This is a genomic window from Pseudomonas sp. H1_D05, from assembly GCF_054682705.1.
The window spans coordinates 2,298,484-2,314,961 of sequence record NZ_CP162825.1 but is presented as its reverse complement, the minus strand read 5'-3'; the positions used below and the strand labels follow the sequence as shown (position 1 = coordinate 2,314,961).

Annotated in this window: 19 protein-coding genes; 16 read left to right on the top strand and 3 right to left on the bottom strand. The window is 59.7% G+C overall.

Going from position 1 to position 16,478, the window contains the following annotated elements:
- Positions 1-138 precede the first annotated feature (138 nt).
- The 7 genes from hslV (at position 139) to AB4O11_RS10495 (ending at position 8,004) form a co-directional block, all read left to right on the top strand.
- Positions 139-669, top strand: a complete 531-nt coding sequence (gene hslV, locus AB4O11_RS10525) for an ATP-dependent protease subunit HslV (RefSeq protein ID WP_016984593.1) — start codon at positions 139-141, stop codon at positions 667-669.
- Positions 670-723: 54 nt separating this feature from the next.
- The gene (gene hslU, locus AB4O11_RS10520) at positions 724-2,061 is read left to right on the top strand and encodes an ATP-dependent protease ATPase subunit HslU (RefSeq protein ID WP_064388878.1); all 1,338 of its coding nucleotides are present in this window, start codon (positions 724-726) and stop codon (positions 2,059-2,061) included.
- Between the two features lie 153 nt (positions 2,062-2,214).
- The gene (locus AB4O11_RS10515) at positions 2,215-2,592 is read left to right on the top strand and encodes a gamma-butyrobetaine hydroxylase family protein (protein WP_093430072.1); all 378 of its coding nucleotides are present in this window, start codon (positions 2,215-2,217) and stop codon (positions 2,590-2,592) included.
- 258 nt (positions 2,593-2,850) lie between these two features.
- Complete coding sequence (gene phaC, locus AB4O11_RS10510; protein WP_099757773.1) at positions 2,851-4,530, top strand: class II poly(R)-hydroxyalkanoic acid synthase; 1,680 nt, start codon at positions 2,851-2,853, stop codon at positions 4,528-4,530.
- Between the two features lie 146 nt (positions 4,531-4,676).
- Positions 4,677-5,531: a poly(3-hydroxyalkanoate) depolymerase gene (phaZ, locus tag AB4O11_RS10505; RefSeq protein WP_034152967.1), complete on the top strand. Its 855-nt coding sequence runs from the start codon at positions 4,677-4,679 to the stop codon at positions 5,529-5,531.
- Positions 5,532-5,670: 139 nt separating this feature from the next.
- A complete protein-coding gene (gene phaC / locus AB4O11_RS10500; RefSeq protein WP_093430070.1) occupies positions 5,671-7,353 on the top strand; it encodes a class II poly(R)-hydroxyalkanoic acid synthase in 1,683 nt (560 codons plus the stop codon).
- A 30-nt stretch (positions 7,354-7,383) separates the two neighbouring features.
- The gene (locus AB4O11_RS10495) at positions 7,384-8,004 is read left to right on the top strand and encodes a TetR/AcrR family transcriptional regulator (RefSeq protein ID WP_093430069.1); all 621 of its coding nucleotides are present in this window, start codon (positions 7,384-7,386) and stop codon (positions 8,002-8,004) included.
- Positions 8,005-8,275: 271 nt separating this feature from the next.
- On the opposite strand, the gene AB4O11_RS10490 is transcribed toward AB4O11_RS10495, so the two are convergent.
- From AB4O11_RS10490 to AB4O11_RS10480, 3 genes are all read right to left on the bottom strand, one after another.
- Positions 8,276-9,199: a phasin family protein gene (locus AB4O11_RS10490; RefSeq protein ID WP_460130601.1), complete on the bottom strand. Its 924-nt coding sequence runs from the start codon at positions 9,197-9,199 to the stop codon at positions 8,276-8,278.
- A gap of 10 nt (positions 9,200-9,209) precedes the next feature.
- Positions 9,210-9,632, bottom strand: a complete 423-nt coding sequence (locus AB4O11_RS10485; RefSeq protein ID WP_034152971.1) for a phasin family protein — start codon at positions 9,630-9,632, stop codon at positions 9,210-9,212.
- Between the two features lie 231 nt (positions 9,633-9,863).
- A complete protein-coding gene (locus AB4O11_RS10480; RefSeq protein WP_093430067.1) occupies positions 9,864-10,139 on the bottom strand; it encodes a polyhydroxyalkanoic acid system family protein in 276 nt (91 codons plus the stop codon).
- Between the two features lie 154 nt (positions 10,140-10,293).
- Between AB4O11_RS10480 and ubiE the strand changes: the two genes are divergently transcribed.
- From ubiE to AB4O11_RS10435, 9 genes are all read left to right on the top strand, one after another.
- Positions 10,294-11,064 carry a bifunctional demethylmenaquinone methyltransferase/2-methoxy-6-polyprenyl-1,4-benzoquinol methylase UbiE gene (ubiE, locus tag AB4O11_RS10475; RefSeq protein ID WP_008080626.1) on the top strand — a complete coding sequence of 257 codons (771 nt, stop codon included), beginning with the start codon at positions 10,294-10,296 and terminating at the stop codon, positions 11,062-11,064.
- Positions 11,064-11,687 carry a ubiquinone biosynthesis accessory factor UbiJ gene (locus AB4O11_RS10470; RefSeq protein ID WP_186621320.1) on the top strand — a complete coding sequence of 208 codons (624 nt, stop codon included), beginning with the start codon at positions 11,064-11,066 and terminating at the stop codon, positions 11,685-11,687. The genes ubiE and AB4O11_RS10470 overlap by 1 nt, the downstream gene beginning before the upstream one ends.
- The gene (gene ubiB, locus AB4O11_RS10465; protein ID WP_460089569.1) at positions 11,684-13,288 is read left to right on the top strand and encodes a ubiquinone biosynthesis regulatory protein kinase UbiB; all 1,605 of its coding nucleotides are present in this window, start codon (positions 11,684-11,686) and stop codon (positions 13,286-13,288) included. Before AB4O11_RS10470 ends, ubiB begins: the two co-directional genes overlap by 4 nt.
- A gap of 81 nt (positions 13,289-13,369) precedes the next feature.
- A complete protein-coding gene (gene hisI / locus AB4O11_RS10460) occupies positions 13,370-13,771 on the top strand; it encodes a phosphoribosyl-AMP cyclohydrolase (protein ID WP_007909357.1) in 402 nt (133 codons plus the stop codon).
- Positions 13,764-14,096: a phosphoribosyl-ATP diphosphatase gene (locus AB4O11_RS10455; protein WP_003220849.1), complete on the top strand. Its 333-nt coding sequence runs from the start codon at positions 13,764-13,766 to the stop codon at positions 14,094-14,096. Before hisI ends, AB4O11_RS10455 begins: the two co-directional genes overlap by 8 nt.
- Before the next feature lie 25 nt (positions 14,097-14,121).
- Positions 14,122-14,403, top strand: a complete 282-nt coding sequence (locus tag AB4O11_RS10450; RefSeq protein ID WP_003220847.1) for a twin-arginine translocase TatA/TatE family subunit — start codon at positions 14,122-14,124, stop codon at positions 14,401-14,403.
- A gap of 10 nt (positions 14,404-14,413) precedes the next feature.
- Positions 14,414-14,914 (top strand): Sec-independent protein translocase protein TatB, encoded by a 501-nt coding sequence (gene tatB / locus AB4O11_RS10445; protein ID WP_460130600.1) that lies wholly within the window; start codon positions 14,414-14,416, stop codon positions 14,912-14,914.
- Entirely contained in the window at positions 14,911-15,702 is a 792-nt protein-coding gene (tatC, locus tag AB4O11_RS10440) for a twin-arginine translocase subunit TatC (protein ID WP_093430065.1), read from the top strand. Before tatB ends, tatC begins: the two co-directional genes overlap by 4 nt.
- Positions 15,699-16,406, top strand: a complete 708-nt coding sequence (locus tag AB4O11_RS10435) for a 16S rRNA (uracil(1498)-N(3))-methyltransferase (protein ID WP_099757766.1) — start codon at positions 15,699-15,701, stop codon at positions 16,404-16,406. Before tatC ends, AB4O11_RS10435 begins: the two co-directional genes overlap by 4 nt.
- The last annotated feature ends 72 nt before the right edge of the window (positions 16,407-16,478 follow it).

Below are 16,478 nucleotides of genomic sequence, written 5' to 3'. Positions count from 1 at the left end.
CAATGTTTGCAACACCACATATCCCTGATCAGTCCCCGCCGTTCGTCCCTCCGCATCCTCCCCGGTTGAAATCCTCTCCAGCACCCCCATATGAATGGGCATAAGGCACTTTCGCCCCGCTGTGTGGAGACTCTTCCCTTGACCACCATCGTTTCAGTCCGCCGTCACGGCAAAGTCGTCATGGGCGGCGACGGCCAGGTTTCTCTCGGCAATACCGTGATGAAAGGCAACGCGAAAAAAGTTCGTCGCCTGTACCACGGCCAGGTCATCGCCGGTTTTGCCGGTGCCACCGCCGACGCCTTTACCCTCTTCGAACGTTTCGAAGGCCAGCTTGAAAAACATCAGGGCCACCTGGTGCGCGCCGCTGTCGAACTCGCCAAAGAATGGCGCACCGACCGCTCCCTGAGCCGCCTCGAAGCCATGCTCGCGGTCGCCAACAAGGACGCCTCGCTGATCATTACCGGCAACGGTGATGTGGTCGAGCCCGAAGATGGCCTGATCGCCATGGGTTCCGGCGGCGGCTACGCGCAAGCCGCGGCCAGCGCCCTGCTGAAAAAGACCGATCTGTCGGCCCGTGAAATCGTCGAAACCGCCCTCGGTATCGCCGGCGACATCTGTGTATTCACCAACCACACTCAGACCATTGAGGAGCAGGATCTCGCTGAATAAGCCTGACGCGGCCCTGTGCCACGGCTTGTTTCTGCTTGAGGACCGTCAATTATTATGTCCATGACTCCCCGCGAAATCGTCCACGAACTCAACCGCCATATCATCGGCCAGGACGATGCCAAGCGCGCCGTCGCGATTGCCCTGCGCAACCGCTGGCGCCGCATGCAGCTGCCTGAAGAGCTGCGTGTTGAAGTGACCCCGAAGAACATCCTGATGATCGGCCCGACCGGTGTCGGTAAAACCGAAATCGCCCGTCGTCTGGCGAAACTGGCCAACGCACCGTTCATCAAGGTCGAAGCGACCAAGTTCACCGAAGTCGGCTACGTCGGTCGTGACGTCGAATCGATCATCCGTGATCTGGCCGACGCCGCGATCAAGATGCTCCGCGAGCAGGAAATGACCCGCGTTCGCCACCGCGCCGAAGACGCTGCCGAGGATCGTATCCTCGACGCACTGCTGCCGCCGGCCCGCATGGGCTTCAGCAATGAAGAAGCGCCGAGCTCCGATTCCAACACCCGTCAGCTGTTCCGCAAGCGCCTGCGCGAAGGTCAGCTGGATGACAAGGAAATCGAGATCGAAGTCGCCGAAGTGGCCGGCATCGAGATCGCCACGCCGCCCGGCATGGAAGAGATGACCAACCAGTTGCAGTCGCTGTTCGCCAACATGGGCAAGGGCAAAAAGAAAGCGCGCAAGCTCAAGGTCAAAGAAGCGCTGAAGCTGGTGCGCGACGAAGAAGCCGGACGTCTGGTTAACGAAGAAGAGCTGAAGGCTAAGGCGCTGGAAGCCGTTGAACAGCACGGCATCGTGTTCATCGACGAAATCGACAAAGTCGCCAAGCGCGGTAACGTCGGTGGCGCTGATGTGTCCCGTGAAGGCGTACAGCGCGACCTGCTGCCGCTGATCGAAGGCTGCACCGTCAACACCAAACTGGGCATGGTCAAGACTGACCACATCCTGTTTATCGCCTCCGGTGCGTTCCACCTGAGCAAGCCGAGCGATCTGGTGCCTGAGTTGCAAGGTCGCCTGCCGATCCGCGTTGAACTCAAGGCCCTGAGCCCGTCGGACTTCGAACGCATCCTCAGCGAACCGCATGCCTCCCTGACCGAGCAATATTGCGCGCTGTTGAAAACCGAAGGCCTGAATATCCAGTTCCAGCCGGAAGGCATCAAGCGTCTGGCGGAGATCGCCTGGCAGGTCAACGAGAAAACCGAAAACATCGGTGCCCGTCGTCTGCACACGCTGCTTGAGCGTCTGCTCGAAGAGGTGTCGTTCAGTGCCGGCGATCTGGCCAGCACCCACGATGAGAAGCCGATTCTGATCGACGCCGAATACGTCAACAGCCACCTCGGTGAATTGGCGCAGAACGAAGACCTGTCCCGTTATATCCTGTAAGCCATACTTACAGCGGTAGCGGACCCTGTGGGAGCGAGCTTGCTCGCGAAGAGGCCGTGTCAGTCGACATCAATGTTGTCTGACACACCGCTTTCGCGAGCAAGCTCGCTCCCACATTTGCTCAAGGGTCGCCCACACTTCGGACGCCAGCCCATGACTCAAATCCCCACCGACATCAAACTGCACAAAGCCTCGAAGACCCTGACGCTCACCTACGCGTCCGGCGAGGAATACACCCTGCCCGCCGAATTCCTGCGCGTGCACTCCCCCTCCGCTGAAGTCCAGGGCCACGGCAAACCGATCCTGCAATTTGGCAAGATCAACGTCGGTCTGAGCAAGCTGGAACCGGCCGGTCACTACGCACTGAAACTGACCTTCGACGATGGTCACGACAGTGGCTTGTTCACCTGGGATTATCTCTACGAGCTGGGGCGACGTTATGACGCACTCTGGGCCGATTATCTGGCCGAGCTCAAAGCCGCCGGAAAAACCCGCGACCCGAGCGAGTCGATCGTCAAGCTGATGCTCTAGTCCGAGCCTTGCGCTCATTAGAGGGCATTTTCTAAATTCATCTGTTTGAATGCTCTGCTGTGTGGCCGAGGATCGGCCTGCTTGCGAAAAAAATTAAACTCGGGTAACCAATGGAGCTGGCAAGTTCCCTGCAGTGCTCTACGACTGTAAAGCAGCTATGCAGAATTAACGGTCACCCGAGCAGTAGTACCTGGCATTGGCTGTGGAACTGCACAGCAGAAAACCGGGTACTCGTCTCAGGACAATGGAGCGTCGTAGATGAGTAACAAGAATAACGATGACCTGAAGTACCAAGCCTCGGAAAACACCCTGGGGCTTAATCCCGTCGTTGGGCTACGCGGAAAGGATCTGCTGGCCTCTGCTCGTATGGTGCTGAAACAGGCCATCAAACAACCGATCCATAGCGTCAGGCACGTCACCCATTTCGGCCTCGAACTGAAGAACGTGCTGTTCGGCAAATCCGAACTGCAACCGGCAGGCGATGACCGTCGCTTCGCTGATCCTGCGTGGAGCCAGAACCCGCTCTACAAACGTTATCTGCAAACTTACCTGGCGTGGCGCAAGGAACTCCATGCCTGGATCGATGACAGCAGCCTCTCACCCAAAGACATCGCGCGCGGCCACTTTGTCATCAACCTGATGACTGAAGCCATGGCCCCGACCAACACGGCGGCCAACCCCGCAGCAGTCAAACGCTTCTTCGAAACCGGCGGCAAAAGCCTGCTCGACGGCCTCTCGCATCTGGCCAAGGATCTGGTGCACAACGGCGGCATGCCGAGTCAGGTCAACATGGGCGCGTTCGAGGTCGGCAAGAGCCTCGGCGTCACCGACGGCGCGGTGGTGTTTCGCAACGACGTGCTGGAGCTGATCCAGTACAAGCCGATCACCGAGCAAGTCCACGAGCGTCCATTGCTGGTGGTGCCGCCGCAGATCAACAAGTTCTACGTATTCGATTTGAGCCCGGACAAGAGTCTGGCGCGCTTTTGCCTGCGCAATAACGTGCAGACGTTCATTGTCAGCTGGCGCAACCCGACCAAGGCCCAGCGTGAGTGGGGCCTGTCGACATATATCGATGCGCTGAAAGAAGCGGTCGATGTGGTCACCGCGATCACCGGCAGCAAAGACGTGAACATGCTCGGCGCCTGCTCCGGCGGCATCACCTGCACCGCCCTGCTCGGCCACTACGCGGCGATCGGCGAGAAGAAGGTCAATGCCCTGACGCTGCTGGTCAGCGTGCTCGACACGACGCTGGACAGCGACGTCGCGCTGTTCGTCGACGAGCAGACCCTGGAGACCGCCAAGCGCCACTCGTATCAGGCCGGCGTGCTTGAAGGCAAAGACATGGCCAAGGTCTTCGCGTGGATGCGCCCCAATGATCTGATCTGGAACTACTGGGTCAACAACTACCTGCTCGGCAACGAGCCGCCGGTGTTCGACATCCTGTTCTGGAACAACGACACCACCCGCCTACCCGCCGCGTTCCATGGCGACCTGATCGAGATGTTCAAAAACAACCCACTGATTCGCCCCAATGCACTGGAAGTGTGCGGTACGCCGATCGACCTCAAGCAGGTCACCGCCGATATATTCTCGCTGGCCGGCACCAACGACCACATCACGCCGTGGAAGTCCTGCTACAAGTCGGCGCAGTTGTTCGGTGGCAAGGTGGAATTCGTGTTGTCGAGCAGCGGGCATATCCAGAGCATTCTGAACCCGCCGGGCAACCCGAAATCGCGCTACATGACCGGCGAGGAGATGGCCGCCAATGCCGATGAGTGGCAAGAGAACTCGACCAAGCACACCGATTCCTGGTGGCTGTACTGGCAGGCGTGGCAGGCCGAGCGCTCGGGCAACCTGAAAAAGGCCCCGCTGAAACTGGGCAACAAAGCGTACCCGGCGGGTGAAGCTTCGCCGGGCACTTATGTACATGAGCGGTAACTGACACCACCCCGTCATTGTGGGAGCGAGCCTGCTCGCGAAAGCGCTCATTCAATCAACATCGATGTTGGCTGACACGACGCCTTCGCGAGCAGGCTCGCTCCCACAGGGGGCGGGGTGTACTTGAAATCCACAGGGCCTGACGCATGCCGCAACCGTTCATATTCCGTACCGTCGATCTGGATGGTCAAACCCTCCGCACGGCGGTGCGCCCCGGCAAGCCTCACTTGACGCCCTTGCTGATTTTCAACGGCATTGGCGCCAACCTGGAGCTGGTATTTCCGTTTGTCGCGGCGCTGGACCCGGATCTGGAAGTGATCGCCTTTGACGTGCCCGGTGTCGGCGGCTCCTCGACGCCGAACCGGCCATATCGTTTTCCCGGTCTGGCCAAGCTGACGTCGCGCATGCTCGATTATCTCGACTACGGGCAGGTCAACGTCATCGGCGTGTCGTGGGGCGGCGCACTTGCGCAGCAGTTCGCCTACGACTACCCCGAGCGCTGCAAGAAACTGGTGCTGGCGGCGACCGCGGCCGGTGCCGTGATGGTGCCGGGCAAACCGAAAGTGCTGTGGATGATGGCCAGTCCGCGGCGCTACATTCAGCCGTCCCACGTGATCCGTATCGCCCCGCTGATCTATGGCGGCTCGTTCCGCCGCGACCCGACCCTGGCGGCCAGCCACGCGGCGAAAGTGCGTTCGGCGGGCAAGCTCGGTTATTACTGGCAACTGTTCGCCGGCCTCGGCTGGACCAGCATTCACTGGCTGCACAAGATCCATCAGCCGACGCTGGTGCTGGCCGGTGATGACGATCCGCTGATCCCGCTGATCAACATGCGCATGCTCGCCTGGCGCATTCCCAACGCGCAACTGCACATCATCGACGACGGCCACCTGTTCCTGATTACCCGTGCTGAAGCGGTGGCGCCGATCATCATGAAATTCCTCCAGGAGGAACGTCAGCGGGCGGTGATGCACCCGCATCCGACACCGCTCGGCGGCTAACCCCGGCGGCAGGCTTTATGCAGGCCTTTAGTAAAGAGTGCGCGGCAGGACGCCGCGCAGGCAGCAACCCGTAACAGCGTCTATGGTGTTCTGGTTCGGTGAGTTTGTTTTTGGCCTGAAGACGAAGGAGTGTTGAGTCATGCGCGACAAACCAGCGACGGGCGTAGTGCCCAGCCCCGCCGTGTTCATCAATGCACAAAGTGCGATCACCGGCCTGCGTGGCCGGGACCTGATCTCGACCTTGCGCAGCGTGGCAGCCCATGGCCTGCGTAACCCGATCCACAGTGCGAAGCATGCCTTGAAACTCGGCGGTCAATTGGGCCGCGTGCTGCTCGGCGAAACCCTGCACCCGACCAATCCGAACGACAGCCGTTTCGCTGATCCGGCGTGGAGCCTCAATCCGTTCTACCGGCGCAGCCTGCAGGCCTATCTGGCCTGGCAAAAACAGGTCAAAAGCTGGATCGACGAAAGCAACATGAGCGATGACGATCGCGCCCGCGCGCATTTCGCCTTCACCCTGCTCAACGACGCTGTGGCGCCGTCGAACACCTTGCTCAACCCGCTGGCGGTCAAGGAGCTGTTCAACTCCGGCGGGCACAGCCTGGTGCGCGGCCTCAGTCATTTGTTCGATGATCTGCTGCACAACGACGGCCTGCCACGTCAGGTGACCAAACAGGCTTTCGAGGTCGGCAAGACCGTGGCCACCACCACCGGCTCGGTGGTGTTTCGCAACGATTTGCTTGAGCTGATCCAGTATCGACCGATGAGCGAAAAGCAGTACGCCAAGCCGCTGCTGGTGGTGCCGCCGCAAATCAACAAGTACTACATTTTCGACCTCAGCCCACATAACAGCTTCGTCCAGTACGCACTGAAAAACGGCCTGCAGACCTTCATGATCAGTTGGCGCAACCCGGATGTACGCCATCGCGAATGGGGCCTGTCGACGTATGTCGAGGCGGTGGAAGAGGCGATGAACATCTGCCGGGCGATCACCGGCGCCCGCGAAGTCAACCTGATGGGCGCCTGCGCTGGCGGCCTGACCATCGCCGCCCTGCAAGGGCATTTGCAGGCCAAGCGGCAACTGCGCCGCGTCTCCAGTGCGACCTACCTGGTCAGCCTGCTCGACAGCCAGATCGAAACTCCGGCCACCCTCTTCGCTGATGAACAAACCCTCGAAGCCGCCAAACGCCGCTCGTACCAGAAAGGCGTGCTCGACGGGCGCGACATGGCCAAGGTCTTCGCCTGGATGCGCCCCAACGATTTGATCTGGAGCTACTTCGTCAACAATTACCTGCTGGGCAAAGAGCCGCCGGCCTTCGACATCCTCTACTGGAACAACGACAACACCCGTCTGCCAGCGGCATTTCACGGCGACCTGCTGGACTTCTTCAAGCACAACCCGCTGACCCATCCGGGCGGGCTGGAAGTGTGCGGCACGCCGATCGACCTGCAGAAAGTCACCGTGGACAGCTTCAGCGTCGCCGGCATGAACGACCACATCACGCCGTGGGATGCGGTGTATCGCTCAACCCTGCTGCTCGGTGGCGAGCGGCGTTTCGTGCTGTCCAACAGCGGCCACGTGCAGAGCATTCTCAACCCGCCGAGCAACCCGAAAGCTGCCTATATCGAGAACGGCAAGATGAGCAGCGACCCGCGTGCCTGGTACTACGATGGCAAACACGTCGATGGCAGTTGGTGGCCGCAGTGGCTGGAGTGGATTCAACAGCGCTCCGGCGCCCAGCACGAAACCACGTTTACCCTGGGCAACCCGAACTATCCACCGATGGAGGCAGCGCCCGGTACTTACGTGCGTGTGCGCTGACGCTTAACCGAACTTTTCTAAGAAGACTGGATGAAAACCCGCGACCGGATTCTCGAATGTGCTTTGCAACTGTTCAACGAAAAGGGCGAGCCGAACGTCTCCACCATGGAGGTGGCGAACGAAATGGGGATCAGCCCGGGCAACCTCTACTACCACTTCCACGGCAAGGAACCGCTGATTCTCGGCTTGTTCGAACGCTTCCAGAGTGAACTGGCGCCACTGCTCGATCCGCCCTCGGATGTGGAACTGGCGCCGGAAGATTACTGGCTGTTTTTGCATTTGATCGTCGAGCGGTTGGCGCAGTACCGCTTTCTGTTCCAGGACCTGTCGAACCTCGCCGGGCGCTTGCCAAAACTGGCCAAGGGCATTCGCCATTTGCTCAATGCACTGAAGCGCACACTGGCGTCGTTGCTCGCGCGGTTAAAGGCTTCGGGGCAACTGGTCAGTGATACGCAGGCGTTGGGGCAACTGGTGGAGCAGATCACCATGACGCTGCTGTTTTCGCTGGATTATCAGCGGATTCTGGATCGTGAGGGTGAGGTCAGGTTGGTGGTTTACCAGATCATGATGCTGGTAGCGCCGCATTTGCTACCGCCGGTGAAAGTCGCGACCGAAAGGATGGCTCTGCAATACCTTGAAGATCACGACTGAAATCAAAAGCCCCTCACCCTAGCCCTCCCGAAACGTCGGACCGCCCGGAGGGAGAGGGGACTGATTGGGGGATGCTGATGAGCTACACCGACCTGAAAGGGTTTTGTTGAATCCATAATCGACTCGATCGTTCAGGTCGACGTACGACGCAAGACACCTCGTTCGGCCCCCTCTCCCTCTGGGAGAGGGCTGGGGTGAGGGGCGGCCTTGAAATGCACAAACAAAAACGCCCGACCTTCACAGGCCGGGCGTTTTATTTTGCCCTGAAGAATCAGGACTGACTGGTTGGCGTCGACGGGGTCGATGCAGCAGTCGGGGTGGCCGCCGGAGTCGGTGCTGCGGCGGAATTCGACGCACTCACCGGAGCTACCGGAGCGGCAGGTTTGGCTGCAGCAGGTGCGGCCGGTTTCGACGCAGCGGCTTTCGGCGCGGCCGGTTTTTTCACTGCCGGTTTTTTCGCCGCAGCTGGTTTCGCTGCAGGCTTGGCAGCCGGTTTGGCGGCAGCAGTTTTCGCTGCTGGCTTGGCGGCGGGTTTCGCTGCAGTTTTGGCCGCAGATTTAGCTGCCGGCTTGGCAGCGGCTTTGGCGGCAACCGGTTTGGCTGCGGCTTTGGCTGCAGGCTTGGCGGCTGCGGTTTTCGCTGCTGGCTTGGCCGCGGCTTTAGCAGCAGGTTTAGCTGCCGCTTTGGCCAGTGGCTTGGCAGCCGACTTGGCTGCTGGTTTGGCCGCAGCCGTTTTCGCGGCCGGTTTTGCCGCAGCGGTTTTCGCCGCCACCGGTTGGGTTTTCAGACCGGTGAGTTTTTCGATCTGCTTGGTCAAGGTTTCCACCTTGCTATGCAGTGCTTTGACCTCATTGCGGCTCGGTACACCCAAGCGCGAGATTGCGCTGTTCAGGCGTTTGTCGAAAGCCCCTTCCAGCTCGTCCCATTTGCCCAGTGCGCGATCTTTCACGCCGCTGATGCGCGACTTGGCCGAAGAAGCGGAATCCTTGGCAGCGTCGACTTTTTTGCCGACTGCGGATTTGGTGAGCTTCTCGGCTTTCTCGCCGTCTTTGACCAATGTATCGAAGAGCTTGCTGCCGTCAGTGTCGATCTTCGAGTACACGCCTAAACCAGCCAGCCAGATTTTGCGGGAGTAGTCTTCGACTTTCCCGATCCACGAGCTGCCTTCTTTATCGGTGTTCTTTTTACCAGCCATCCCGTTCTCCTTAAGATTTACGCGCGACGCGTTCGAGCAATGCCGTCAGCTCATCGAGCTTAGCAGAGAGTGTCTCAACGTCATGTTTAGACGGAATGCCGATACGATTCAAGGCGCTTGCTACACGGGAGTCGAACGCCTTCTCGACCTTGTCGAGCTGAACTTCGACACGACCTTTGAACGAGCTGACTTCGCTCTTGGCTTCATCGATCTCGGCGTTGGCCGCTTCGAGTTTTTCGGTGACGGCTTTTTTGCCTTTCTTTTCAACAGTTTGACCAGCCTTGATCAGCTCTTGAAAGTAGTCGCTGCCCTCTTGGCCGACCTTGGCGTAGGCACCCAGGCCTGCCAGCCAGATCTTGCGGGCATAGGATTTGACGTCGCTCAGAGCAGAAGTCGAAGCGTCGATTTTTTTCTTCAAAATGACTTTGGCCATGGTGCACCTCACGCGCAGAAGGTTTGAGGAACTGCCCGCGAAAGTGTCGGGCTCAGGCACAAAGTAAGGAGATAAATTAGAAACGGCACCCTAACAACTGACATAAAAGCTTGGGTGCAGCGCAAAAAAATGTAGGAGTGAGCCTGCTCGCGATAGCGGTCTTTCAATCAAATTTCTGGTGACTGACAGACCGCTATCGCGAGCAGGCTCACTCCTACAGGGGACCGTATTTCAGACCAACGCTTTATCGAGGGCCTTCTCGATCTCGGCTTTGATCATGCCGCTCATGGCCGACATCATGATGCCCAACTCCACATCGACCTTGATCGAATCGTCCGCCACATGCACCGCGCCTTTCACGCCCGAGCGCTTGAGGTTCAGGGTATCGCCGGACCATTGCGGCTCCAGGCCATATTGATCGGAGAGTTTTTGCGCCAGCTTGTCGGCCTTCTCGCGGGCGGCTTCCTTACCCAGGTTGTGGGCACGCTCAACAGTGATTTTGGCCATTGCATGACTCCTGATTTAAAAAGATGTGTCGGTAAATCTTGACCGCCGCTGCGGCAAATCGTCCCGAGGGTTGCCCATCTTACCTTTAGCCATTCCAAGACAAAGCATGGCTTGGGGATTAGAATGTCGCGCATTCTCTTTTGGTGACAGCGATATGACTGATCAGCGCAAAGGCAGCGATGCCGAACCCACCACTCACTTCGGCTTCAAAAACGTTCCGGAAAGCCAGAAAGCGGAAAAAGTCGCTGAAGTTTTCCACTCGGTAGCCGCGAAATACGACTTGATGAACGACCTTCTGTCGGGCGGCATGCACCGCCTGTGGAAGCGTTTCGCGATCGAACTGTCGGGCGTACGCAGCGGTAACCGCGTGCTGGACATCGCCGGCGGTACCGGTGACCTGACCAAAAAATTCTCGCACCTGGTCGGCCCGACCGGTCAGGTGGTATTGGCCGACATCAACGAATCGATGCTCAAGGTCGGCCGTGACCGCCTGCTCGATCTGGGTGTCGCCGGCAACGTCGAATTCGTTCAGGCGGACGCGGAAAAACTGCCGTTCCCGGACAACCACTTCGACTGCGTGACCATCGCTTTCGGCCTGCGCAACGTGACGCACAAAGAAGACGCGCTGCGCTCGATGCTGCGTGTACTCAAGCCCGGCGGTCGTCTGCTGGTGCTGGAATTCTCCAAACCGACCAACGCGCTGATGTCGAAAGCCTACGACGCTTATTCGTTCGCCTTCATGCCGCTGATGGGCAAGCTGATCACCAACGACTCGGAAAGCTATCGCTACCTGGCCGAATCGATCCGCATGCATCCGAATCAGGAAACCCTGAAGTCGATGATGGTCGACGCCGGTTTCGACCGCGTGACCTATCACAACATGACCGCAGGCATCGTCGCCCTGCACCGTGGCATCAAGCCCTGATGTTGCTCACCGGGCTGCTCGCCAGCGTTGAACTCGGCCTCAACCGGGTGCTGCGTCTCGACAGCACGGCGCTGCCGCGGCTGGCGCATTTGACCGGCAAGGTGATTGCCGTCGACTGCCGCAGCCCGGCGCTGCAACTGTTCATCCTGCCGAGTGACGAAGGTCTGATGCTGGCCTCGCATTGGGGAACCGGTGTCGACTGCACCTTGCGTGCGCCGGCCTCGAGCCTGATCAAACTGGCCGTGAGCAAAGACAAGACCGCAGTGCTGCATGCCCCGGAAGTCGAGCTCGATGGCGACAGCGGCGTGCTGCTGGAGCTGGCCGGTGTGCTGCAAGACCTTGAGCTGGACTGGGAGTACGAACTCTCGCGCTGGCTCGGCCCGGTCGCCACGCAACTGGTCGGTGGCCATCTGCGCAGCCGCGCACGCTGGTATCAACAAGGATTTGCCAGCCTCAACCAGAACCTCGCCGAATACCTCGCCGAAGAATCGCGCACCCTCGTCGGACAGCGCGAAGCCGAAGCGCGATTCAGCGAACTGGACCGGATCAAACTTGATCTGGAACGTCTCGAGGCGCGTTTCGAGCGCCTTTCCCGATCCCTCGACCCAAGCGATAACGCATGAAGCTGCTTGCCGTCCGCCGTCTGTTGCGCATCCAGCGCGTCGTGATCCGCTACCGCCTCGATGACCTGCTGTTCGATCTGCCGTTGCCGTGGTTCCTTCTGGCGCTGCGCTATGTGCTGCCGTGGCGCTGGTTCCCGCGCAAGCCGCTGGACCTGAGCCGGGGCGCGCGTCTGCGCCTGGCGTTGCAGGATCTCGGGCCGATTTTCATCAAGTTCGGGCAGATTCTTTCGACCCGCCGCGACCTGCTGCCGGAAGACATCGCCGATGAGCTGATGCTGTTGCAGGACCGCGTGCCGCCGTTCGACTCGCAGCTGTCGATCAAGCTGATCGAAGAACAGCTCGGCAAGAAGATCAGCGACGTGTTCAGCCGTTTCGACGTCGAACCGCTGGCCTCGGCCTCGGTGGCGCAGGTGCATGCCGCGCAGTTGAAAACCGGCGAAGAAGTCGTGGTCAAAGTGATCCGCCCGGGCCTGAAGCCGATCATTGCGCAGGATCTGGCGTGGCTGTTCATCCTCGCCCGTGCTGCCGAAAAACTCTCCGCCGATGCGCGTCTGCTGCACCCGGTCGATGTGGTCCAGGACTACGAAAAAACCATCTACGACGAATTGGATCTGCTGCGCGAAGCGGCCAACGCCAGCCAGTTGAAGCGTAACTTCGAAGGTTCGCCGCTGCTCTACGTGCCGCAAGTCTATTGGGACTGGTGCCGGCCGAAAGTGCTGGTGATGGAGCGCATCTACGGCATTCAGGTCACCGATCTGGCGACACTTGCCGATCAGCGCACCGACATGAAAATGCTTGCCGAACGCGGTGTGGAAATCTTCTTCACCCAAGTGTTCCGCGACAGTTTCTTCCACGCCGACATGCACCCGGGCAACATCTTCGTCAGCACCGTCAATCCTTGGAGTCCGCAGTACATCGCGATCGACTGCGGCATCGTCGGCAGCCTGACCCCGGAAGACCAGGATTATCTGGCGCGCAACCTGTTCGCCTTCTTCAAGCGTGACTACCGCCGTGTGGCGCAACTGCACATCGATTCGGGCTGGGTGCCGGCGGAAACCAAACTCAACGAATTCGAAGCGGCGATCCGTACGGTGTGCGAACCGATCTTCGAAAAACCGTTAAAAGATATTTCATTTGGCCAGGTGCTGATGCGCCTGTTCCAGACCGCACGGCGCTTCAACATGGAAGTGCAGCCGCAACTGGTGCTGCTGCAAAAGACCCTGTTGAACATCGAAGGCCTCGGTCGTCAGTTGTATCCGGATCTGGATCTGTGGAACACCGCGCAGCCATTCCTCGAGCGCTGGATGCGCGAGCGCGTCAGCCCGAAAGCCTTGCTCGGCAACGTGCAGAGCCAGTTCGAACAACTGCCGCACCTGGCCAACATGGCCCGTGATCTGCTCGAACGCATGTCGCAGCCGCACGCCTACGATCCACCGCCGCCATGGCATAAACGCAAGGACGACTGGTTCCTGCGCCTGCTCGGTTGCGCGCATCTGGCCGGCGGGGTGATCCTCGCCATCGGTGGCCCGCTTAACGAGTTGGGGCATTGGCCTGCGGGAATCATGGTGGCAGTCGGCTTGTATCTGGTCGTTCGCCGATAGCCAGTTTCGTGATCGGCTGGCACACTGTTTCAATGCCTGAACCCGACTATTGAAGTGTGGGGTTCGCTGTCGGAGTCGAAGATGAAAAACTGGCTGGACGAGATCAAATGGGACGCTGATGGCCTGGTGCCGGCGATTGCCCAGGATCACAAGACCGGACGCGTGCTGATGATGGCCTGGATGAACCGCGAAGCGCTCGAACTGACCGCTGCGGAAAACCGTGCAATCTACTGGTCACGTTCCCGTGGCAAGCTGTGGCGCAAGGGCGAAGAGTCCGGCCATGTACAGACCTTGCATGAGATGCGTCTGGACTGTGACGCCGACGTGATCATCCTGATGGTTGAACAGATCGGCGACATCGCTTGCCATACCGGCCGTCAAAGCTGCTTTTACCGTGTCTTCGAAAACGGCGACTGGAAGACAGTCGACCCAGTCCTGAAAGACCCGCACGCCATCTATTCCGCAGGACACAAACATGAGTGACACCCTGACCCGCCTCGCTCAGGTGCTTGAAGAGCGCAAGGGCGCCGCTGCCGACAGCTCCTATGTAGCTAGTCTGTATCACAAGGGCCTGAACAAGATTCTGGAGAAAGTCGGCGAAGAGTCGGTCGAAACCATTATTGCCGCGAAGGACGCCGCCATCAGCGGCGACTGCAGCGACGTGATCTACGAGACCGCCGACCTGTGGTTCCACAGCATGGTCATGCTCGCCCAACTGGGGCAGCATCCACAGGCCGTGCTGGATGAACTGGATCGTCGCTTCGGCCTGTCCGGACACGTCGAGAAAGCCTCGCGTCCGTCCGCCTGAACAATTTTTAGAGAGGAACAGCAACATGGGCATTTTTGACTGGAAACACTGGATCGTCATTCTGGTTGTCGTGGTGCTGGTGTTCGGCACCAAGAAACTGAAAAACCTCGGCACCGACGTTGGCGAGTCGATCAAGGGCTTCCGCAAAGCCATGAACGACGACGAAAAACCGGCCGCTGATCCAACCGTGACGCCTGCGCAACCGGTGCCACCGGTGCAGCCGCAAGCCACCGCTCAGGCCAATCCGCCGCACACCATCGACGTGCAGGCGCAAAAAGTCGAAGAGCCGATCCGCAAAGACGTGTGAGCACTGACTAATGTTTGGTATCAGCTTCTGTGAACTGCTGCTCGTCGGCCTCGTCGCCCTGCTGGTGCTGGGCCCCGAGCGTCTGCCGGGCGCTGCGCGCACCGCTGGCCTGTGGGTCGGACGGCTGAAGCGCAGCTTCAACGCGATCAAACAGGAAGTTGAACGTGAAATCGGTGCCGACGAGATCCGTCGGCAACTGCACAACGAGCACATTCTGTCGCTGGAGCAGGAAGCGCGGAAGATTTTCAATCCGGTCCAGCAAGAGCCGGCGCCGGTTGAAGTTGAACATGTCGGGCAGCAGACGATTCATGCGCCAGCTGCACCCGTTGCGCCAGCACCGACACCTGCATCTGCATCTGCACCTGCACCTGCACCTGCACCTGCACCTACTGCCGTTGTAGCGCCGACAGAACCGGTGGCCGCAGAAACTTCGGTTGAACACGTGTCCCCAACCGCCGCGCCGATCACACCAGCGCCTCACGACCCAACATTGCCGCCGCGAGCCCCATGAGCGATCTCCCCGAAAACGACCAGCACATGCCGCTGGTTTCGCACCTCACCGAGTTGCGCACCCGCCTGCTGCGTTGTGTGGCGGCGATCTTCATCATCTTCGCCGGGCTGTTTGCGTTCACCCAGCAGATCTATACCTTTGTCTCGACCCCGCTGCGCCAGTACCTGCCGGTCGGCGCGACGATGATCGCCACCGACGTGTCGTCGCCGTTCCTGACGCCGCTGAAGCTGACGATGATGGTTTCGCTGTTCCTCGCGATCCCGGTGATCCTGCATCAGATCTGGGGCTTTATCGCGCCGGGCCTGTACAAACACGAGAAGCGCATTGCGGTGCCGCTGCTGGTCTCCAGCATTCTGCTGTTCTACACCGGCATGGCGTTCGCCTATTACTTCGTGTTCCCGCTGATCTTCAAGTTCTTCGCTGCCGCCACCCCGGCCGGAGTGGAAATGATGACCGACATCGCCAGTTACCTCGATTTCGTCATGACGCTGTTCTTCGCCTTCGGCGTGGCGTTCGAGATCCCGGTGGCTGTGGTGCTGCTGGTGTGGATCGGCGTGGTCGACGTCAAATACCTGAAGAAAATCCGCCCTTACGTGATCATCGGCTGCTTCGTGGTCGGCATGATCCTGACGCCGCCGGATATCTTCTCGCAGACTCTGCTGGCCGTGCCGATGTGGATGTTGTTTGAAATCGGCATTCTGTTCGGTGGTTTGATCAGCAAGCGCGAACGTCCGGAAGAGAACCCGGCCGACGACCACAACGACCAGCCGCCAGCGACCCAGGCATGAACCTGCTGTTGCTCGAAGAGGCCGATTTCATTGCGGCCGACCGCGTGGTGCTGCGTGATCGCCGCTTGACCCACATGCAGGAAGTCCACCGCTCGGAAGTCGGTGACAGCCTGCGCGTTGGCCGTATCAACGGGCTGATGGGTTCGGCTGAGCTGCTGCGCCTCGAAGCAGGTGAAGCCGAGCTGCGCGTCAGCCTCGATCAGCCACCACCAGCCAAGCTGCCGCTGACCTTGGTACTCGCTCTGCCACGCCCGAAGATGCTCCGTCGGGTGTTTCAGACCGTGGCGACCATGGGCGTGTCAAAGGTGATCCTGGTCAACAGCTATCGGGTCGAGAAGAGTTTTTGGCAGACGCCGTTTCTGGAACCTGAAGCGATTCGTGAGCAACTGATCCTCGGCCTCGAACAGGCCCGCGACACCGTGCTGCCGGAAATCATCATCGAAAAACGCTTCAAGCCTTTCGTGGAAGACCGGTTGCCGGCGATCACCGACGGTACCCTCGGTCTGGTCGGCCACCCCGGCAACTATCCGCCGTGCCCACGCGCCTTGAGCGAACCGGTGACGTTGGCCATCGGCCCCGAAGGTGGCTGGATTCCTTACGAAATCGACCTGCTGGCCAAGTCCGGTCTGCAACCGGTGCAACTGGGCGAGCGCATCCTGCGCGTCGAAACCGCCGTCACCGCCCTGCTCGCCCGGCTCTTCTGATTCTGCGCATCGGATAAATGGTGTTACAGATTGCCATCACCCGGCCGATAACCTCTCCATAAGTCCAATTAG

Bases quoted from the DNA above. Each gene is read 5' to 3' on its own strand.
- hslU (WP_064388878.1), top strand. From the start codon at position 724: ATGTCCATGACTCCCCGCGAAATCGTCCACGAACTCAACCGCCATATC.
- AB4O11_RS10515 (WP_093430072.1), top strand. From the start codon at position 2,215: ATGACTCAAATCCCCACCGACATCAAACTGCACAAAGCCTCGAAGACC.
- phaC (WP_099757773.1), top strand. From the start codon at position 2,851: ATGAGTAACAAGAATAACGATGACCTGAAGTACCAAGCCTCGGAAAAC.
- phaZ (WP_034152967.1), top strand. From the start codon at position 4,677: ATGCCGCAACCGTTCATATTCCGTACCGTCGATCTGGATGGTCAAACC.
- phaC (WP_093430070.1), top strand. From the start codon at position 5,671: ATGCGCGACAAACCAGCGACGGGCGTAGTGCCCAGCCCCGCCGTGTTC.
- AB4O11_RS10495 (WP_093430069.1), top strand. From the start codon at position 7,384: ATGAAAACCCGCGACCGGATTCTCGAATGTGCTTTGCAACTGTTCAAC.
- AB4O11_RS10490 (WP_460130601.1), bottom strand. From the start codon at position 9,199: ATGGCTGGTAAAAAGAACACCGATAAAGAAGGCAGCTCGTGGATCGGG.
- AB4O11_RS10485 (WP_034152971.1), bottom strand. From the start codon at position 9,632: ATGGCCAAAGTCATTTTGAAGAAAAAAATCGACGCTTCGACTTCTGCT.
- AB4O11_RS10480 (WP_093430067.1), bottom strand. From the start codon at position 10,139: ATGGCCAAAATCACTGTTGAGCGTGCCCACAACCTGGGTAAGGAAGCC.
- ubiE (WP_008080626.1), top strand. From the start codon at position 10,294: ATGACTGATCAGCGCAAAGGCAGCGATGCCGAACCCACCACTCACTTC.
- AB4O11_RS10470 (WP_186621320.1), top strand. From the start codon at position 11,064: ATGTTGCTCACCGGGCTGCTCGCCAGCGTTGAACTCGGCCTCAACCGG.
- ubiB (WP_460089569.1), top strand. From the start codon at position 11,684: ATGAAGCTGCTTGCCGTCCGCCGTCTGTTGCGCATCCAGCGCGTCGTG.
- hisI (WP_007909357.1), top strand. From the start codon at position 13,370: ATGAAAAACTGGCTGGACGAGATCAAATGGGACGCTGATGGCCTGGTG.
- AB4O11_RS10455 (WP_003220849.1), top strand. From the start codon at position 13,764: ATGAGTGACACCCTGACCCGCCTCGCTCAGGTGCTTGAAGAGCGCAAG.
- AB4O11_RS10450 (WP_003220847.1), top strand. From the start codon at position 14,122: ATGGGCATTTTTGACTGGAAACACTGGATCGTCATTCTGGTTGTCGTG.
- tatB (WP_460130600.1), top strand. From the start codon at position 14,414: ATGTTTGGTATCAGCTTCTGTGAACTGCTGCTCGTCGGCCTCGTCGCC.
- tatC (WP_093430065.1), top strand. From the start codon at position 14,911: ATGAGCGATCTCCCCGAAAACGACCAGCACATGCCGCTGGTTTCGCAC.
- AB4O11_RS10435 (WP_099757766.1), top strand. From the start codon at position 15,699: ATGAACCTGCTGTTGCTCGAAGAGGCCGATTTCATTGCGGCCGACCGC.